Genomic DNA, 20,199 nt, shown 5'->3' on the forward strand with positions numbered 1-20,199 from the left:
GGGTACACGCGCTTCAGCCTCCACGCGACGAGATCATGATCACGCCATCACCCTGGCGCAGCTGCACCGGCAATACCCGTGGCAGGGCCTTGACCAGCTGGCCCAGGTCACGGGTGTCGTAGATGCCGCCAAAGCGCAGCTCGCCGGCCGTGCTGCTGGCGTCCAACTGCAGCGGCACGTCGAGGTAGCGGTTGATCTGCGGCAGGGCGTCGCGCAGGCTGATGTCATCGAGCATCAGCTTGCCGTTGCGCCAGGCCAGGGCCCGCGCAGGGTCGGTGCGGCCCAGCTGCAACATGCGGCCATGGCGCACCACCGCCTGCATGCCGGCGGTCAGCTCGGCGCCCTGGTTACGCCCCTCGCCGCCATCATTGCGCGACACCAGCACGGTGCCCTCGGTCACGGTGACGGTGGTCTGCACCTCGGCGGTCCACACGTTGAAATGCGTGCCGGTCACCCGCACCCGCGCATTGTCGGCGCTGATCACGAAGGGCTTGTCGAGGTCGCGGTGCACGGCAAAATACGCTTCGCCGTCGCGCAGCAGTACCTGGCGCTGGTCGCGAAAGCCCAGGTACAGCAGGCTGGTGCGCTGGTTCAGCTCCACTTCGCTGTGGTCGGGCAGTTGCACCGGGCGGCGGCTCTGCTCGGCCATGTAGTAACGCACGCTGCCGGGCAGTACACCCCACGACCAGCCTGCAGTCCAGGCGCCCCCTACCGCCAGCAGCACCGCCGCGGCTCGCGCCAGCATGGCGCCCGAGCGCCGCCGGCGCACAGGTAGGACCACCGGTGCGGCAGGGCGCGGCGGCAGCTGTGCGGCAGGGCGCGGCGGCAGCTGTGCGCTGACCTGCCACACCTTGCACATCTTCAGGTACTCCTCGGCATGCACCGGGTCGGCATCGTACCAGCGCAGGAATTCGATGCGGTCGGCGTCGCTGCAATCATCATCGAAATGCAGGCGCACGCACCAATCGGCGGCCATTTCGGTGGGAGTCTTAGGGGCTTTGGGAGGGGTTGGCATGTGCGACTGGCGGTGTGGAAATTTCGCCAAGCTTACTCCATGTCAATGGTTTGTGGTGGCCTGCGGCCCCAACTCTGCGTTTTTAGGATTTAACCCTGTCGCCGACGCATGCATCGCTGAACATCCCCGCCGCTCATTCGTCAAGGCTATGAACGCCCCTGCACCGCCCCCTGTCGGCGACCCGGGGCCGCCCATCAAAGGAGGATCTGCGCATGCCCAGCACCCAACCCTTCGACGTCATCGGCGTCGGCTTCGGCCCATCCAACCTGGCCCTGGCCATCGCCCTCGAGGAACAGGCCGAAAACGGCGCTCGCCGCGCACGCAGCCTGTTCCTCGACCGTCAGACCGACTACCACTGGCACGGCGACACCCTGGTCAGCCAGAGCGAACTGCAGATTTCCTTTCTCAAGGACCTAGTGACCCTGCGCAACGCCACCAGCCGCTACAGCTTCGTCAACTACCTGCAGCAGCACGGCCGCCTGATCGATTTCATCAACCTCGGCACCTTCTACCCCTGCCGCATGGAGTACAGCGACTATTTGCGCTGGGTGGCCACCCACTTCAGCGACCAGTGCCAGTACGGCGAGCGCGTCGATCGCATCGAGCCGGTCAACGGCGGCGGTGGCGACATCGAGCTGCTGGACGTGATCTCGGTCGACAGCCACGGCCGCGAGCACCGTAGGCGCACCCGTTCGGTGGTAGTCGGCACCGGCGGCACCCCGCGCATCCCCGCGGTGTTCCAGGGCCTGCGCGATGACACCCGGGTATTCCACCACTCGCAGTACCTGAGCCGCATAAACCAGCAGCGCTGCGCCCGCGGCGAGCCGATGAGCATCGCCGTTGTCGGCGGCGGGCAGAGCGCCGCCGAAGCCTTCATCGACCTTAACGACAGCTTCCCCAACGTGCGCGTCGACCTGGTGCTGCGCAGCGAAGTGCTCAAGCCGGCGGACGACAGCCCGTTCGTCAACCAGATCTTCGCCCCGGAAAACACCCACCTGTTCTTCGACCAGCCCGAAACCGAGCGCGAACGGCTGATCAGCGAGTTCCACAACACCAACTACTCGGTGGTGGACCTGAACCTGATCGAGCAGATCTACGGCATCTTCTACCGCCAGAAAGTGTCGGGCAAACAGCGCCACGCCTTCCGCTGCCGTACCCAGGTACTCAACGCCAGCAGCCAGGAGCACGGCGTGCGCCTGCAGATGCGCGATATCGCCACCGGCCAGGAGGAGGCCCACCACTACGATGCGGTGATACTCGCCACCGGCTATGAGCGCAAATCGCACAAGGCCCTGCTGGCGCCGCTGGGCGAATACCTGGGCGACTTCGACGTGGAGCGCAGCTACCGCGTGCGCGCTACCCCGGCGCTGAAGGCCGGCGTGTTCGTGCAGGGCTTCTCGGAGGCCAATCACGGCCTGAGCGATACCCTGCTATCGGTACTGCCGGCACGCGCCTGGGAGATCTCCGAGGCCCTGCTGGCCCACGCCGAGGCCGCCGAACAACGCGCTGAGCGCCAGGGCCTGAAGGAAACTGCGGCATGAACATGAGCACCGGGCCGCTGAGCCCCGTCCTGCCCCGCAGCAACCCCTGCGGCGAGCTGTACCGGCGTTTCGATGAGCGCGTGGGGGCGTGGTTCTCGCTGCGGACCCTGGACATCGAGGCAGACCTTGAGCGCTTCAACCGCTGGCAGAACAACGCACGGGTAGCGCACTTCTGGCAGGAACAAGGCAGCCTCGAAGAGCACCGCGAATACCTGCAGAAAGTCGCCGACACGCCGCATATCTTCAGCGTGATCGGCTGCTTCGACGACGAGCCGTTCGCCTACTACGAGGTGTACTGGGCCCAGGACGACCGCATCGCGCCGTTCTACCCGGCCGGCGAATTCGACCGTGGTATCCACATGCTGGTGGGCGAGGAACACCACCGCGGGCCCGCCAAGGTTGACTGCTGGCTGCGCTCGCTGGTGAGCTGGCTGCTGCTGGACGAGCCGCGCACCACCCGCGTGGTGGCCGAGCCGCGGGCCGACAACGCGAAGATGATCGGCTACATGGAGTCGGTCGGGTTCCACAAGGAGAAGGAGTTCGACTTCCCCCACAAGCGCGCCGCGCTGATGCTGCTCGAGCGCAGGGCGTTCGGGCCGGTGCTGGCCGGCTGAGGTCATCGCCGGGCAAGCCCGCTCCCTGTTCACACTCCAGCATGGGAGCGGGCTTGCCCCGCGATAGTGATTCTGAAGGTCCATCGACTCGACTGGGTACCCAAGGCACCGCGTGAGGGCCGACAGGCGCTGAAAACACTAGGCGTACACTCGCCACCTCACCTGCACAATGCCGCCCCCAGGCTCCCCGCCAGTTGCCCATACACCTCATCGATCCCCGGCATTATCGCCCCCATGCGCAACAGGTCATGGGTCGCGGCATAACGCTGGCAGTGCACCGACACCCCCGCTTGCTGCAACCGCTCGGCATAGGCCTGGCCCTCATCCAGCAGCGGGTCGTACTGCGCAAGGGCGACGAAGGCCGGTGCCACACCGCTCAGGTCATCACACAGCAATGGCGAGAAGCGCCAGTCCAGCCGGTCGTCCGCGGTGCGCTGGTACTGCTGGTAGAACCACTCCAGCGTTGCGCTCTCCAGCAGGTAACCCTCGTCGAACAAGTCGTTGGACACCGTGGTCCGCGACGCATCGGTGCTGGGGTAGCACAACAGTTGCAAGCGAATCTGCGGCGTGCCCGCCCGTGCTGCCTGAATCGCCAGCACGGTGGCCAGTGTCGCCCCGGCGCTGTCACCGCCCACGGCCAGGCGGGCAGCGTCCAGACCATGGGCTGCGCCCTCGGCCTGTAGCCAGGCCAAAGCGTCCTCGGCATCGAACACCGCCGTCGGGAAACGCTGCTCCGGCGCCCGGCGGTAATCCACCGCCAACACCGCGCAAGGCGTGCGCGCGGCAAGCTCGGCACAAATGCCGTCGTGGGAGTCCAGGCTGCCGACCACATAGCCACCCCCATGAAAGTACAGCAACACCGGCAACGGGCCATCGCCGGCCTGCTGCGGCCGGTACAGGCGCAAGCCCAGCGCTGCGCCGTCGCGGCTGCGGGCACTCAGCGGCAGGCGCTGCACCTGCGGCAAGGCCCAGACCAGCCCGCGCGAGGCTTGCTCGAACTCCTCACGCGCGTCCTGCGCGCTCAGGGCATGCAGCGGCGGGCGGCCGGCGAGTCGGCCCTCCTCTACCAGGTCCAGGAACGCGCTCAATTCAGGGTGCAGTGACATGCGGGGTAATCCTTGAAAGGCAGGCGAACGGCTCATGCCGACCGCCCGCACAGGTTGATCAGGTCGTGCAGCTGGGCCTTGAAGGCCCCCATCAGGGCTTGCACGGTTTCCGGGCGGTAGCGCTTGCGGCTATAGATGCAGCGCATGGCCAGCTCACCGCCCTGCACTTGGCCGATGATCTCCAGCCAGTTGGCCAGCGGCGCCGTCGGGCTGTGGAAATCGCCCAGGCTTTCGCCGGCGGCGCCAAACAGCCCCTGGGCATCGCTGGCCTGGTCCAGTTGCCCCAGGTAGTTGAAGGTGATGCGCGGCTGCGCCAGGCCTGCCAGGGCTTCGCGCACCTCGCTCCGGCCCAGGTAACGCAGCACGCCGTAACCCAGACCCCGCCCCGGCACTTGCGCCAGCTGCTCGCGCACCGCCCGCAGCGACTCGCCCGGCGTGCCACCACCCGGCTTCAGGTGCAGCGGGAACAGGCTGGTGAACCAGCCCACGGTGCGGCTCAGGTCAAGTTCGTCGAACAGGTCTTCACGGCCATGGCCCTCCAGCTGTACCAGCATAGAGCCCGCCTGGCTCCAGCTGCACACTGCCCGTGACAGCGCCGTCAGCAACAGGTCGTTGATCTGCGCCTGCAGCGCTGCCGGGGCAACCTTGAGCAGGCGCTGGGTGGCTTCGCTGTCCAGGCGCAGGTGCGCCTCGGCCTTGGTGCCCACCAGGTTGCGCCCGCGCGGGTTGTCCACCGGTAGCTCGGGCGGTGCATCGCTGCCCAGTTGCTGCTGCCAGTAACCCAGCCCGGCCTCGCCCTCGGGGCTGCGGGCCAGTTGGTGCAGGCGCTGGGCCCAGTCGCGGTAGCGGCTGGTTTGCGCCGGCAACTGGGCCACCTGGCCACGGTTCGCCGCCTGGTACGCCGCCAGCAGGTCTTCGACCAGCACCTGCCACGACACCCCGTCCACCGCCAGGTGGTGCACCACCAGCAGCAACCGCTCGCCGCCTTCGGCAAGCCGAGCATGCAGGACGCGCAGCAGCGGCCCCTGGGTCAGGTCGAGGCTGCGCTGGGCGCGCTGGATGGCCGCCTCCATGGCGAGGCTGTCGGCCAGTTGCTCCTGCCACAGCACCGGCACCTGGGCAGCCTCTTCGATACTTGCATAGCGCTGCGACCAGCCACCTACCCCTTCGACAAAACGCAGGCGCAGTGCTTCGTGGCGCACCAGCAACTGCTGCACGGCCTGTTGCAGGGCATCGCTTTGCAAGGGTTGCAACACATCCAGCAACAGCGCCTGGTTGAAGTGCCCGCGCTCAGCCATCGGCACCTCGAACAACCACTGCTGGATCGGCAGCAGGTTGAACAGCTCGCCATCGGCCAGTTGCACCTCGGCCTGCACCGCGACCGGAGTCGGCGCATCAGCCAGCAACTGGGCAATGGTGGGCAGGCGCATCAGGTCGCGCAGGCGGATTTCCCGCTGCAGGCCCGGGTGGTTGCGTACCCGCGACACCACCTGCAGGCTGAGGATCGAATCGCCGCCCAGCTCGAAGAAGTTGTCCTCGACGCCAACCCGCTCGACACCCAGCACCGCCTGCCAGATACCGGCCAACACCTGCTCCTCTTGGTTGCTCGGGGCGACGAAACGGTTGTCCTGGCCAACCACCGGCGCCGGCAGCGCCAGGCGGTCGACCTTGCCGTTGGCGTTCAGCGGCAACGCCGGCAGCACCACAACGTGGGCCGGCACCATGTAATCGGGCAAGCGCGCACGCAGGCGCTGGCGCAGCGATTCGCCCAGCCCTTCGCTGGCAGCAGCGGCCACGTAGGCCACCAGTTGCTTGCCGCCCGGTACGTCGCGGGCCACCACCACGGCGCTGTGCACGTCCGGCTGGTCGCGCAGGCGCGCCTCGATTTCGCCCAGCTCGATCCGAAAGCCCCGCACCTTCACCTGGTGGTCCAACCGGCCCAGGTAGTCGAAGGTGCCGTTGGCGCGGCGCCGCACCAGGTCGCCGGTGCGATACAGCCTGCCGCCTGCGCCGAACGGGTCGGCGATGAACCGTTCGGCGGTCAGCCCCGGGCGGCCGTGGTAACCACGAGCCAGACCCTGGCCCCCGATGTACAGCTCGCCGGCCACGCCTTCGGGTACCGGGTTCAGCTCGGCGTCCAGCACATGCAGGGTGCGTGCACCAACCCGCTCGCCAATCGGTGCGTAGGCCGCGCCGCAGGTGGTGTCGCCCTCGGCCCGCCACAGCAGCGGGGTGATCACCGTCTCGGTCGGACCGTAGCCGTTGATGATTGCCCGTGGCCGCAAGGCCGCGCGGGCACGCTCGAAGACTGCGTCCGGCACCGCGTCGCCACCAAAGCAATACACCCGTACCGGCGGCGCCGTGCCGTCGACCTCGGCCTGGCTGGCCAGGGCCTGCAGGTAGGCCGGCGGGAACGCCGCCACGGTGACGCCGTGGCGGGCCATGGCGGCCAGGGTCTGCTCGGGGGTCCACAGCTCATCCTCACGCAGCAGCACGCTGCCGCCGAACAGCAGCGGCACCAGCCAGCGCTCATGGGCACCGTCGAAGGCGAACGACATGAAGTGCAGTTCGCGGTCCGACGGGCTCATGCCGTAGCGCTCGCCAATGGCCTCGCAGTGCATGGCCAGTGGGCCATGCGCCACCGCCACGGCCTTGGGCTGGCCGGTAGAGCCGGAGGTGTAGATCAGGTAGGCCAGGCTGTCGGCGTGCAGGGCCACGGTCGGGGCTGTGGCCGGCAGGCTATCCAGCGCCAGGCGATCAAGGTCGGCGCGCGGTACTTCGGCCAGTGGGGGCAACTGCTGGGCAAGGCTCGAATGGGCCAACAACAGGTGCATGCCCGAGTCGCGCATGATGAACGCCAGGCGCTCAGCCGGGTGGCTGGTGTCCAGTGGCAGGTAGGCGGCGCCACACTTGAGCACCGCCAGCAGCGCCACCGGCCAGTCGGTGCTGCGTGGCAGCGCCACGCCAACCACCTTCTCCGGCCCCGCGCCTTGCGCTTGCAGCCAGTGGGCCAGGCGGTTTGCACGGGCTTCCAGTGCGGCGAAGCTCAGGCGCTGCTCGCCGCACAGCACAGCGTCCCAGTCCGGGCTGCGGCGTGCCCATTCGGCGATGCCCTGGGTCACCGCCGGCAGTGCACGCGGCGCCGGCAGGCGGTTGGCCTCGGCCCGCGCCAGCAACTCGCCCTCACCGAGCATCGCCAGTTCGCCCAGCGGGCGCTCGGCACCTGCGCAGAAGCTTTCGAGCAGTTGCTCCAGGTGGCGGCGGATGCCTTCCACTTCAGCCAGGTTGAAGTGCTGGCGCAGGAACATGTACTCGATTTCCAGGGTGTCGCCGAGGGTCACCATCAGGTCCATGGCGTAGTTGGTCACGCCATGGCCGCGCACGGTCTCGAACTGCAGCTCACCGTTGTCCCACTCGCTGAGCAGGCGGTCCACCGGCTGGTTTTCGAATACCACGATGCTGTCGAACAGCGCCTGCCCGCCGCGACCAGCCCAGCGCTGCACCTGGCTGAGCGGCGTGTGCTCATGTTCGCGGGCCGCCAGGTTGTAAGCCTGCAAGGCCTGCAACCATTCGCCCAGCGGTTGCTCGGGGCGTGGCGCCTGCACGATCGGCAAGGTGTTGATGAACAGCCCGAGGGTGTCCTGGGCACCCGGCAGCTCTGCCGGGCGGCCGGACACAGTGGCACCAAAGGCCACGCAGCGCTGGCCGGTGTAGCGTTGCAGCAGCAACAGCCAGGCAGCTTGCACCAGGGTGTTGAGGGTGACCCGCTGGCTGCGGGCAAACTGCTTCAGGCGCTCGGTACGGGCGGTGTCGAGGTGGCTGTATATGGCCTGGTGGCCCGGTTCGCCACGCTCGCCAGCCAGGGCCTGGGCAAGGAAGGTGGGCTCTTCCAGTGCTTGCAGGCGCTCGCGCCAGAAGCGCTCGCTGAGCAATGGATCGCGGCTCTGCAGCCAATCCAGGTAGTCGCGGTAGCGGCCCGGGTTCGGCAGCGGTTGGCCCAGGTAGCGGCGCAGCACCTGGCCGATCAGCAACGACAGGCTCCAGCCGTCCAGCAACAGGTGGTGATAGGTCCATACCAGACGGTAGCGGCGTGGACCCAGTTGCACCAGCAGCAAGCGCTGCAGCGGCGCCTGGGCGAGGTCAAAGCCGCGCTCGCGCTGTTCGCGGGCCACAGCATCAGCCGCCTCGACGGTGAACGTGCGGCCCTGCCAGTCGAGATGCTCCACCGGCAGGCTGACGCGCTGCTGGATCACCTGCATGGCGTCGGCGAAGCCCTGCCACACGAAACTGCCGCGCAGGCTGTCGTGGCGTGCGCTGACTTCGTCCCAGGCGGCGATGAAGCGCGGTGCGTCCAGGCCGTCGATTACTACGTCCAGCTGGTTGACGTACAGGCCCGTGTCGCTGTCCAGGGCGTGGAACAGCATGCCTTGCTGCATCGGCGACAGCGGCACGATGTCTTCCACGGCCTCCAGTGCCACCGGCAGCGCGGCGCGCTCGGCGTCGCTCAGGGTGCTGAGGTCCAGCCGTGCCACGGCCTGGGTGGCGGTCTGTTGCAATGGCTGCGCCTGGCCGGCCAGGGCGCGGACGCTCTGGTGCAGGAACAGGTCGCGCGGGGTGAGTGCCAAGCCAGCTTCGCGGGCTCGGGCCACGACTTGCACCGAAACGATCGAATCGCCGCCCAGTTCGAAGAAGTTGTCCTCGGCACCCACCTGCGGCAGGTTCAGCACCGCTTGCCAGATCTGCGCCAGGGTGCGCTCCACTTCGCCCTCCGGCGCCACGTGCTCGCGCACCTGCAGTTCCGGCTCGGGCAGTGCCTTGCGGTCCAGCTTGCGGTTCGGCGTCAGCGGCATGCGCTCCAGGCGCATCAGGCGCGCCGGCACCATGTAGTCCGGCAGTTGCGCTTGCAGGCGCTCACGCAGGGGCGCCAGCAGCGCGTCATCGTCAGCCACCACGTAGCCGATCAGTTGCCCTTGGCGCGCCACCACGGCGGCCTCGCGCACACCCGGTTCGGCCAGCAGGCAGGCTTCAATTTCGCCCAGCTCGATACGGAAACCGCGAATCTTCACCTGCTGGTCGATCCGCCCCAGGTACTCCAGCGCGCCATCGGCGCGGCGACGCACCAGGTCGCCGGTGCGGTACAGCCGCGTGCCGCTGCCGAACGGGTCGGCGACGAAGCGCTCGGCGGTCAGGCCCGGGCGGTCGTGGTAACCACGCGCCAGGCCTTCACCGCCAATGTAAAGCTCGCCGGCCACGCCCAGCGGCAGCGGTTCCAGGTTGTCATCCAACACGTGCAGCGCGGTGTGGGCCAGGGCCTCGCCAAGCATCACCTGCTGCTGGCCTGCAAGCTGGCAACGGGCCGACCACACCGAGGTTTCGGTCGGGCCGTAGAGGTTCCACAGGCCACCGGCCACGCCGATCAACCGCTCGGCCAGGTCCACCGGCAGCGCTTCACCGCCGCACAGCACCTGGCGCCCGGCCAGGGCCGGCAGGCGTGGGTGGTCGGCGAGCATGCGCCAGGTCGAGGGGGTCGCCTGGATGGCAGTGACCTGCTGCTGCTCGATCTGCGCCCACAGGCGCTCCGGGTCGCGGGCGGTGTCACGGTCCACCAGCACCACGCTGGCGCCGCTGACCAGCGGCAGGTACAGCTCCAGCACGGCAATGTCGAACGACAGCGAGGTCAGCGCCAGCATGCGCCCGTCGCCCGCCAGGCCCGGGGCCTGGGCCATGCTGGCCAGGAAGTTGCCTACGCCAGCCCGGCGCACGGCCACACCCTTGGGCTTGCCAGTGGAGCCGGAGGTGTAGATGACGTAGGCCAGGTGATCGCCCAGGGCTTGGTTCAACGGGTTGGCTTCACTGCCCGCTTCGGCCAACTGATCCAGCCACCAGCACTCGGCCTCGGCGCCCAGCGCTTGCAGCGCCGGTTGCAGCGAGCTCTGGCTGAGCAGCAACGGCGCACGGCTGTCGTCGAGCATATGGCGCAGGCGCTCAGCCGGGAATTCAGGGTCCAGCGGCACATAGGCGCCACCGGCCTTGAGCACCGCCAGCAGGGCCACCAGCAGTTGCGGGGTGCGCTCCAGGCACACGCCCACCCGCACATCCGGGCCAACCCCGGCGGCTTGCAGGCGGTGGGCCAGCTGATTGGCGCGGCGGTTCAGCTCGGCGTAGCTGAGCGAACCCTCGCCCTGGCGCACGGCGACCGCTTCAGGCACCCGTGCAGCCTGCTGCTCAAACTGCGCCACCAAGTCAAATGCGCCGATGCCATGGCTGTTGGCAGCACCCGCCGACAGCAGTTCGGCGCGTTCGCCAGCGGTCAGCGACGACACCTGCACCAATGGCAGCCCCGGCTGTTCCAGCAAGGTATCCAGCAGATGCAGGAAGTGCCCGGCCAGACGCTCGACGCTGGCCCGCTCGAACAGGTCGCTGGCGTAGTTGAAGGTGAGGGTGAACCCGCCCTCGCCCTGTTGGTCGACGAACAGCCCCAGGTCCACCTGGGCGGTACGCCGCTCCTGCTCCAAGCTGGCCATGCGCAGGCCGGCCAGCTGGTCGCCCAGCGTCAAGTCGTGGCGTTGCAGGCTGAACAGCACCTGGAACAGCGGGTTGTGGCTGAGGCTGCGTTCCGGCTGCAGGGCCTCGACCAGTTGCTCGAACGGCAGGTCCTGGTGGGCCTGAGCCGCCAGCACGGTATCGCGTACCTGCTGCAGCAGCGCAACGAACGGCTGCGACGTGTCGATGCGGGTGCGCAGCACCTGGGTGTTGACGAAAAGGCCAATCAGCCCTTCGCACTCGGCGCGCAGGCGGTTAGCCACCGGCACGCCAACGCACAGGTCGTCCTGGCGGGCGTAGCGCTGCAGCAGCACGTTGAAGGCTGCCAGCAGCAGCATGAACGGCGTCACCTGCTGCGCCTGGGCCTGGCGCAGCACGCTGGCAGCAAGCTGCGCCGGTAGTTGCAGGCTGAAGTTGGCGCCGCGGTAGCTCTGCTGCGCCGGGCGCGGGTGGTCGGCAGGCAGCTCGAGGATGCGCGGCGCATCGCCCAGTTGCGCCTGCCAGTAACCCAACTGGCGCTCGCCCTCGCCGCCGGCCAGCCAGTCGCGCTGCCACAGGGCGTAGTCGAGGTACTGGATCGGCAACGCCGCAAGGCCCGCCGGCTGGGTGCTGCATTCGGCGGCGTACAACAGGCCCAGTTCGCGCACCAGAATGTCCATCGACCAGCCATCACCGACCATGTGGTGCAGGGTCAGCAGCAAGTGGTGGCGCTGACGCTCCAGGCGCAACAGCTGGCCACGCAGCACCGGGCCATTGACCAGATCGAACGGTGCCTGGGCCTGGGCCGTACGCAGCGCCTGGGCCTGGCCATAGGGGTCGTCGGCGCCGCGCAGATCGCTGCAGGGCAGTTCGAAACTGGCCGCCGGCAGCACGTGTTGGTACACCTCGCCGCCCTCGCTGGGGAAGCAGGTGCGCAACGCTTCGTGGCGCGCCATCAGGGCGCTGAAGGCACGCTCCAGCGCCGCGGGGTCGAGTTCGCCGTCCAGCTCCAGAGCCACCGGCATGTTGTAGGCGTCGCTGTCCGGCTGCAACTGCCAGAGGAACCACATACGCTGCTGGGCGAACGACAGTGCCGGGCGGGCCGGCCGCTCACGGCGCTGCGGGCCTGCGGCCAGCGGGCCTCGGCCACGCGCCAGCGCCAGCGCCAGGCCCGCCACGGTCGGGGTGTCGAACACCGCGCGCAGGGCCAGCTCCACGCCGAACACCTCGCGCACCTTGGACACCACCCGCACCGCCAGCAGCGAGTGGCCGCCCAGTTCGAAGAAGTCATCGTCACGGCCAACCCGCTCGACCCCCAGCAGTGCCTGCCAGAGGCCCGCCAGGGCGGTTTCGCGCTCACCCTGCGGGGCGCTGTACTGGCGCGCCTGCCACTGCGGCGCCGGCAGCGCCTTGCGCTCCAGCTTGCCGTTGGGGCTCAGCGGCATCGCCTCCAGGTACACCAGCAGGGCCGGCACCATGTAGTCCGGCAGGTGCTCGCGCACGCCTTCGCGCACCGCATCCAGTAGCGCCTGCGGCTCGGCCTGAGGGGTATGGGGGGTGAGGTAACCCACCAGCTGCGCACCACCGGCCTGCTGCCAAGCCACCACCACCGCCTCGCGCACGCCTGGTTGTTCCAACAAACGTGCCTCTATTTCACCCAGCTCGATACGCAAGCCGCGCAGCTTGACCTGGTGGTCGATGCGTCCTGCGTAGTCGATCACCCCGTCCGGGCGCCAGCGCGCCAGGTCACCGGTGCGGTACATGCGCTCGCCAGGTGCGCCGAACGGGTTGGCGACGAAGCGCTCGGCGGTGAGCCCGGCACGCCCCAGGTAGCCACGGGCCAGGTTGTGCCCGGCGATGTACAGCTCGCCCGCCACGCCCACCGGCACTGGCTGCAACTGGCTGTCGAGGATCATCAGCTGGGTGTTGGCGATCGGCCGGCCAATCGGCACGCTGTGCCGGCCCGGCTCGTCCAGGCAGTGCCAGTAGCTGACGTCGATGGCCGCCTCGGTGGGTCCGTACAGGTTGTGCAACGCGCCACTGTGGTGTTGATGGAACTGCTGTTGCAACTCGTGGGGCAAGGCTTCGCCGCTGCACATCACCTGTCGCAGGGTGGTGCAAGCGGCCAGCTCGCCGGCGGCGATGAACGCCTGCAGCATCGAGGGCACGAAATGCAGCGTGGTGATGCCCTGTTCGACGATCACCTGGCGCAGCCGCGTGGGGTCGCGGTGGGCGCCAGGGGCAGCCATCACCAGGGTGGCGCCGGTGAGCCAGGGCCAGAAGAACTCCCACACCGACACGTCGAAGCTGAACGGGGTCTTCTGCAGCACCCGGTCCTCGCGGCCCAGCTGGTATTGGTCCTGCATCCACTGCAGGCGGTTGAGCAGGCCGCAGTGGTGGTTGCCCACGCCCTTGGGCCGGCCGGTGGAGCCGGAGGTGTAGATGCAATAAGCCAGGCTCTGCGCCGGGTAGTCGATGGCCGGCGCGTGCGCCGGCTGGGCGTCGGTCTGCGCCCAGTCGCGGTCCAGGCACCACACCGGCGCAGCGCTGGCTGGCAGGCGCCCCAGCAGCGCCTGCTGGGTCAGCAGCAGCGGCACCTGGCTGTCTTCGAGCATGAACGCCAGGCGTTCCGCCGGGTAGTCCGGGTCCAGCGGCAGGTAGGCGCCGCCGGCTTTGACGATGGCCAGCAGGGCAATGGCCAGCTCCGCCGAACGCTCGGCGAACACCCCGACCCGCACATCGCACCCCACCCCCTGGCTGCGCAGCCAGTGGGCCAGGCGGTTGCTGCGCGCTTCCAGCTCGGCGTAAGTGAAGCGCCGTTCGCCGTCTACCAGGGCGCAGGCCAGCGGCGTGCGCTCGGCCTGCTGGCGGATCAGCTCGGGCAGCATGGGCTGCTGGCTGTAGTCGCGGGCGGTGGCGTTCCAGCCGTGCAGCAACTGCTCACGCTCGCCTTCGGCCAGCAGCGCCAGGCGCTCCAGGGCTTCGTCAGGGGCTTGGGCAATAGCAGCCAGCAGGCGCTGGAAGTGCCCGGCCAGGCGCTCGATGGTGGCGTGCTCGAACAGGTCGGTGGCATAGCCGAAGCTGCCCGACAGCTGGCCATCGGCGTGCTCGCGGGTATCGAGCACCAGGTCGAACTGGGTGCTGCGCCGGGCGCTGGGTAGCGGCTCGACGCTAAGCCGCGGCAGTGCCAGGTTGTCCAGCCCGGTGGTGCGGTCGTGGTTGAACAGCACCTGGAACAGCGGGTTGTGGCTAAGGCTGCGCTGCGGTTGCAGAGCCTCGACCAGTTGTTCGAACGGCAGGTCCTGGTTGGCCTGGGCGTCGAGCACATGGTTGCGGGCCTGGGCCAGCAACTGGTTGAACGAGCCCTCGCCGTCCACCTGCAGGCGCAGTACCTGGGTGTTGACGAAAAAGCCCACCAGGTTTTCGGTTTCCTGCTGCTGGCGCCCGCCGATGGGCAGGCCGATGCGCAAATCGTGCTGGCCGCTGTAGCGCATCAGCAAGGTGCCGAAGGCCGCCAGCAACAGCATCGACAGCGAGCTGCCACGCGCTTGCGCCAGTTGTTGCAACTGGCTGGCCAGCACGGGCGCCACAGCAAACCCGACACTGTCGCCGCGCAGGCTTTGCTGCGCCGGGCGCGGGTGGTCCAGGGGCAGCTCCAGCAGCGGGTGCTCGCTGCCGAGGTGGGCGCGCCAATGGGCCAGCTGGCGCTCGCACTCGCCACTGGCTAGCCACTGGCGCTGCCATACGGCAAAGTCGGCGTACTGCACCGCCAGGGCCGGCAGCGCCGCATCGCGGCCCTCAAGGGCGGCCTGGTAGCAGGCGGCGAACTCACCAATAAGCAACTGCACCGACACACCGTCGCCGATGATGTGGTGCAGGGTCAGCACCAGCACATGCTCTTCGCTGCCCAGGCGCAGCAGGCTGATACGCAGCAATGGGCCACAGGCCAGGTCGAAGGGCGCGGCGCCCTCATCGGCCAGGTACTCCAGCAGGCGGGCTTCACGCTCGCCTGCCGGCAGTTGCTCGAGGCTCATTTCGCGCAGGGCCAGTGCCGGGTTGGCCAGCACCTGCTGGCGCACCTGCTCGCCGTCGTCGCTGAACACCGTGCGCAGCGAGCCATGGCGCGCCTGCAATTGCTCGAAGGCCGCCCGCAGGGCAGGCACCACCAGTTGGCCGCGCAGGCGCAGGCCACCGCTGATGTTGTAGGCCGCGCTGTGCGGGGCCAGTTGCCAGAGGAACCACAGCCGCTGCTGGTTGAACGACAGCGGCGCACCACCCTCGTGGGCCTGGGCCTGCAACGCGGGAGCGCCGCCCGAGCTGCCCGCGCCCGCAACGGCCAGCGCCAGGTCGCGCAGGCGCGGGTATCGAAGAGCTGGCGTACCGGCACCTCGATGCCCAGGCGTTTCTTCAACCGCGCCACCACCTGCACCGCCAGCAGCGAATGGCCGCCCAACTCGAAGAAGTGGTCCAGTGCACCGACCTGTTGCAAGCCCAGCACCTCGCCCCAGACCTCGGCCAGCAACTGCTCGTGCTCGCCGTGCGGGGCTTGGTAACCGTCGATGTCGCTCTGCCACACCGGCTCCGGCAACTGGTTGCGGTCCAGCTTGCCATTGGCGTTGCGCGGCAGTTGGGCCAGCACCATCACCCGTGCCGGCACCATGTAGTCAGGCAGTTGCTCGCGCAGCAGCTGGCGCAGTTCGCTGCCCAGTTGCGGGTCGTCGGCGGCCACGTAGGCCACCAGTTGCTTGCCGGCCACGGTTTCGCGGGCCACCACCAGCGCCTCGCGCACGCGGGCGTCGGCGCGCAGGCGCGCTTCGATCTCGCCCGGCTCGATACGGAAACCGCGCACCTTGATCTGGTGGTCGGCGCGGCCGAGGTAGTCGATGATGCCGTCGGCGCGCTGGCGCACCAGGTCACCGGTGCGGTACAGGCGCCCGCCCGGCGTGCCGAACGGGTCGGCGACAAAGCGCTCGGCGGTCAGGCCCGGGCGCTGGAAGTAACCCCGGGCCAGGCCTTCGCCGCCCAGATACAGCTCGCCGCACACGCCGGTGGGTACCGGGTTGAGGTCGCCGTCCAGCACCCACACGCTGCGCGCACCGACGCGGTCGCCGATCGGCGCGTAGCCGGCCTGGCAGTGGTCGGCGGGGCCGGCCTTCCAGATCATCGGCGTGACCACGGTTTCGGTGGGGCCGTAGCCGTTGATGATCCAGGCCGGGCGCAGCACCTGGCGCACCTGCTCGAAGCTGGCGTGGGGCACCGCGTCGCCACCAAAGCAGTACACCCGTACCGCCGGCACGTCGTCGCGGCCTTCGGCATGCTCGGCGATCTGCTGCAGGTAGGCCGGCGGGAAGGCGGCCACGGTGACGCCGAAGCGGCCCATGGCCTGGTAAGTCTGTTCAGGGGTCCACAGGCTGTCGTCACGCAGCACCAGGCTGGCGCCATGGGTCAGGGCGGTCAGCCAGCGCTCGTGGGCACCGTCGAAGGCGAAGGACATGAAGTGCAGTTCGCGGTCGGCGGGGGTCATTTCGTAGCGCACGCCGATGGTGCCGCAGTGCATGGCCAGCGGGCCATGGGCCACGGCCACGCCCTTGGGCAGGCCGGTGGAGCCCGAGGTGTAGATCAGGTAGGCCAGGTTGTCGGGGTGCGAGGCCACGGCCGGTGCCTCGGCCGGCAGTGCGGCCAGCTCGAGCAGGTCGAGGTCCAGGCGCTGGACGCCGTTGGGCAAGGAGGCCCGGCGCGGGTCGCGGCTGTCGCCGATCAGCCAGGCAAGGCCTGCATCACGCACCTGGTAGGCCAGGCGCTCTTGCGGGTAGTCCAGGTCCAGCGGCACGTAGGCGGCGCCGGTCTTGAACACCGCCAGCAGCGCCACCAGCAACTGCGGCGAGCGCGGCAGGCCGACGCCCACCCGCTGCTCGGGGCCGACACCCTCGGCGCACAGGTACTGGGCCAGTTGGTTGGCGCGGCGGTCCAGCTCGGCGAAGCTCAACACCTGCTCGCCACAGCGTACCGCCGGGGCGTCAGGCGTGCGCTGCGCCCAACCGGCGATCAGCTGGTGCACCAGCTGCTCGTGGGGGGCGCTTTCGGGCAATGCGTTCCAGGCCTGCAACTGCGCCCAGGCGGCGGGTTCGTGCAGCTCGAAGTCACACACACGGGCCTCGGGCTGCACGGCGATCTGCGCCAGCAAGTTCTCGAAGTGCCGGCGCCAGCGCTCGATGCTGGCGGCGCTGAACAAGTCGGTGGCGTAGCTGATTTCGCAGCGCAGGCGGCCGGCGGAGTCTTCGGCGGTATCCAGGGCCAGATCGCAGTCCACGGCGCGCATCAGCGGCGCCAGCGACTCCATGGCCACGCCATCAAGGGTCTGCAGGACGTCGGTGTCATGCCACTGGTGGTTGTAGATCACCTGGAACAGCGGGTTGTGGCTGAGGCTGCGGTGCGGCGCCAGGGCCTCCACCAATTGCTCGAACGGCAGGTCCTGGTGGGCCTGATCGTCCAATGCGCCCTGGCGGACCCGGGCCAGTACGCTGTCGAAGCGCTCGCGGCCGTCGAGCTCGGTGCGCATCACCAGGGTGTTGACGAAAAAGCCGATCAGCCGCTGGCTCTCGCCGTTGCCACGCCCGGCCACCGGTACGCCGACGCGCAGGTCGGCTTGGCCGCTGTAGCGGTACAACTGCACCTTGAACGCCGCCAGCAACAGCATGAACAACGTCGCACCACGGGCCTGGGCGACCTTGCGCAGGGCGCCGGCCAAGGGTTCGGGGATGTCGAAGCACAGCACCGCCCCCTGCCCGCTGGGGCGTGCCGGGCGCTGGCGGTCGACTGGCAGCTCCAGGGTCGGCGCTTCGCCCCCCAGGCGCTTGAGCCAGTATTCGAGCTGGCGTTCGCCCTCCCCGGCTGCCAGCAGCTTGCGCTGCCAGGCAGCGCAGTCGGCGTACTGCGCGGCAAGCGCCGGCAGCTCGCTGGCCTGGCCACGGCAGTGGGCGTTGTAACCCCGGGTGAACTCGTCCACCAGCAGGTTCATCGACCAGCCATCGGCGACGATGTGGTGCACGCCGAGCAGCAGGCGATGCTGCTCGGCGCCCAGGCGCAACAAGGTCACCCGCAGCAAAGGGCCGGCGGCCAGGTCATAGGGGGTGACGGCGCAGGCCATGCCAAGCGCGTCGGCACGGGCCTCGCGCTCAGGCGCAGGCAGCGCGGTCAGGTCCTCGAATACAACTTCAAGTTCAGCCTCGGGCTCGATCAGCAGTTGCGGCTGGCCTTCCACCTCGTGAAAACGGCTGCGCAGGTTCTCGTGGCGGGCGACGATGGCGCGCAGGGCGGTAGCCACCGCTTCGCGGTCCAGCGGGCCATGCAACTGTACGGCGCGGTGCAGGTTGTAGGTGGGCGCCTGGGGATCAAGCTTCCATATGAACCATTGCCGGCTCTGCGCCGCCGACAGCGCCAGGGCGCCGTCGCGCGGCAGGCTTGGCACCGGCAGGCGGCGTACGTTGACACCGGCGGCCACCAGCTTGGCCAGGAACAGTTGCTGCTTGTCCTGCGGCAGTTGCGCCAGGCGTGCGCCGATGGCCTGCAACTCACGGTCCTGCGCCGCTACCTTGGGGTCGAGGACACTACTCATTCAGCCTGCTCCAGTTCTTCCAGCAAATCGTTCATGAAATCCACTTCCAGCAAATCGTTAGCGGCCGGCGGCGCGCTTTCCAGGCGTGCGGCAAGGGCGCCGACGCTTGGATGATCGAAGAATTCGTGCAGCGCCAGGTCCACCCCCAGCGCCTCTCTCACCCGCGATACCAAGCGGGTGAGCAACAGCGAGTGGCCGCCCAGCTCGAAGAAGTCGTCATTGCGACCGACCCGTTCGAGCCCCAGCACCTCGCACCAGATCGCCGCCAGCTGTCGCTCAAGCGCCGTGGCCGGCTCGACATGCTGGCGGGCCTGCCAGTCGGGGGCCGGCAGCGCCTTGCGGTCCAGCTTGCCGTTAGGGGTCAGCGGCATGCGCGCCAGCACCAGCACCTGAGCCGGCACCATGTAGTCGGGCAACGCCGCCTGCAGCGTCTGCTTGAGTTGCGCCGCCAGCTGCGGTGCATCGTCTGCCTCGGCGTAACCCACCAGCACCGTGCCGGCCGGGCCTGGGCGCGCCACCACGGCGGCTTCGCGCACGCCAGGGCAGCGGCGCAGGCAAGCTTCGATTTCACCCAGCTCGATGCGGTGGCCGCGAATCTTCACCTGCTGGTCGATACGGCCGATGTACTCCAGCGCCTCGCCGCACCAGCGCACCAGGTCGCCGGTGCGGTACAGGCGCTCGCCTGGGGCGCCGAACGGGTCGGCGACAAAGCGCTCGGCGGTCAGGCCCGGGCGACGGTGGTAACCACGGGCCAGGCCCGCGCCACCGATGTACAGCTCGCCGGCCACTCCGTCGGCGGCGGGCTCCAGGCTCTCGTCCAGCACATGCAGCGAGGTGCCGGCGATGGCTTCCCCCAGCAGCACCTGGGTGGCCTGCTGGCCCAGGCGCATGCGCGCCGACCAGATGGTGGTCTCGGTGGGCCCGTAGAGGTTCCACAAATCGCTCACCACACCCTGCAGACGCGCCGCCAGGTCGCCGGCCAGCGCTTCGCCGCCGCACAGGGCGCGCAGCCCTTGCAGGCTGGCGAAGCGCGGGTGCTCGCTGAGCATGCGCCAGGTCGACGGTGTGGCCTGCACGCAACCTACGCCCTGGGCGACGATGTAGTCGAGCAGGCAGCCGGCATCGCGGGCCATGGCGCGGTCCGCCATGACTACGCTGGCGCCTTGCAGCAGCGGCAGGTACAGCTCCAGCGCGGCGATGTCGAACGACAACGAGGTCAGCGCGAGCATTTTTTCGCCACGGGCCAGCCCCGGTGCATCGGCCATGCTCAACAGGAAGTTGACCAGCGCACCATGGCGCACTGCCACGCCCTTGGGCAGGCCGGTGGAACCGGAGGTGTAGATCACGTAGGCCAGTTGCTGCGGGTCGATGTCTGGCAAGGCCGTCGAATCGTCGGCGGGCAGGGCCAGCTGGTCCAGGCACCAGCGCTGCTGGCCGACAGGCGCTTCTGGCAGCTGCGCCAGCAAGGCACTGTGGGTCAACAGCAGCTGCGCGCCGCTGTCGTCGAGCATGTGGCGCAGGCGCTGGGCCGGGAATTCCGGGTCCAGCGGCACATAGGCGGCGCCGGCCTTGAGCACCGCCAGCAGGGTCACCAGCAGTTGCGGGTCGCGCTCCAGGCACACCGCCACCAGGCTGTCGGCGCCCACGCCATGGGCCCGCAGGTGCCGGGCCAGGCGGCTGGAGGCCAGGTCGAGGCTGGCGTAGTCCAGGCTCACCGCCCCGTCGCTCACCGCGCACAGTGCACCGTCACGGCGCACCTGTTCGGCGAACAGCGTCGGCAGGCTCA

At 69.0% G+C, this 20,199-nt stretch carries 5 protein-coding genes and 2 pseudogenes; 2 read left to right on the plus strand and 5 right to left on the minus strand.

Going from position 1 to position 20,199, the window contains the following annotated elements:
* Positions 1 to 13: 13 nt before the first annotated feature.
* Positions 14 to 976: a FecR family protein gene (locus N805_RS13775; protein WP_050551690.1), complete on the minus strand. Its 963-nt coding sequence runs from the start codon at positions 974 to 976 to the stop codon at positions 14 to 16.
* 251 nt (positions 977 to 1,227) lie between these two features.
* Between N805_RS13775 and N805_RS13780 the strand changes: the two genes are divergently transcribed.
* Positions 1,228 to 2,556, plus strand: a complete 1,329-nt coding sequence (locus tag N805_RS13780) for a lysine N(6)-hydroxylase/L-ornithine N(5)-oxygenase family protein (RefSeq protein WP_019473152.1) — start codon at positions 1,228 to 1,230, stop codon at positions 2,554 to 2,556.
* Between the two features lie 14 nt (positions 2,557 to 2,570).
* Positions 2,571 to 3,170, plus strand: a pseudogene (locus tag N805_RS13785) (GNAT family N-acetyltransferase); the annotation flags it as partial.
* Positions 3,171 to 3,328: 158 nt separating this feature from the next.
* Here N805_RS13785 and N805_RS13790 read toward each other — a convergent pair.
* The 4 genes and pseudogenes from N805_RS13790 to N805_RS31285 all read right to left on the minus strand — a co-directional run bounded on the left by N805_RS13790 (position 3,329) and on the right by N805_RS31285 (position 20,170).
* Positions 3,329 to 4,276: an alpha/beta hydrolase gene (locus N805_RS13790; protein WP_019473150.1), complete on the minus strand. Its 948-nt coding sequence runs from the start codon at positions 4,274 to 4,276 to the stop codon at positions 3,329 to 3,331.
* 32 nt (positions 4,277 to 4,308) lie between these two features.
* The gene (locus tag N805_RS31015; RefSeq protein WP_052751909.1) at positions 4,309 to 15,096 is read right to left on the minus strand and encodes a non-ribosomal peptide synthetase; all 10,788 of its coding nucleotides are present in this window, start codon (positions 15,094 to 15,096) and stop codon (positions 4,309 to 4,311) included.
* 125 nt (positions 15,097 to 15,221) lie between these two features.
* Positions 15,222 to 18,413: pseudogene (locus N805_RS29865) on the minus strand (amino acid adenylation domain-containing protein); the annotation flags it as partial.
* The gene (locus tag N805_RS31285) at positions 18,410 to 20,170 is read right to left on the minus strand and encodes an amino acid adenylation domain-containing protein (RefSeq protein WP_419198334.1); all 1,761 of its coding nucleotides are present in this window, start codon (positions 20,168 to 20,170) and stop codon (positions 18,410 to 18,412) included. The gene N805_RS31285 and the pseudogene N805_RS29865, both read right to left, overlap by 4 nt.
* Positions 20,171 to 20,199 lie beyond the last annotated feature (29 nt).

This window comes from Pseudomonas putida S13.1.2, from assembly GCF_000498395.2.
Taxonomy (GTDB): Bacteria; Pseudomonadota; Gammaproteobacteria; order Pseudomonadales; family Pseudomonadaceae; genus Aquipseudomonas; species Aquipseudomonas putida_Q.

Coding starts and splice junctions, on each gene's coding strand:
- N805_RS13775 (WP_050551690.1), bottom strand. CDS start 976: ATGGCCGCCGATTGGTGCGTGCGCCTGCATTTCGATGATGATTGCAGC.
- N805_RS13780 (WP_019473152.1), top strand. CDS start 1,228: ATGCCCAGCACCCAACCCTTCGACGTCATCGGCGTCGGCTTCGGCCCA.
- N805_RS13790 (WP_019473150.1), bottom strand. CDS start 4,276: ATGTCACTGCACCCTGAATTGAGCGCGTTCCTGGACCTGGTAGAGGAG.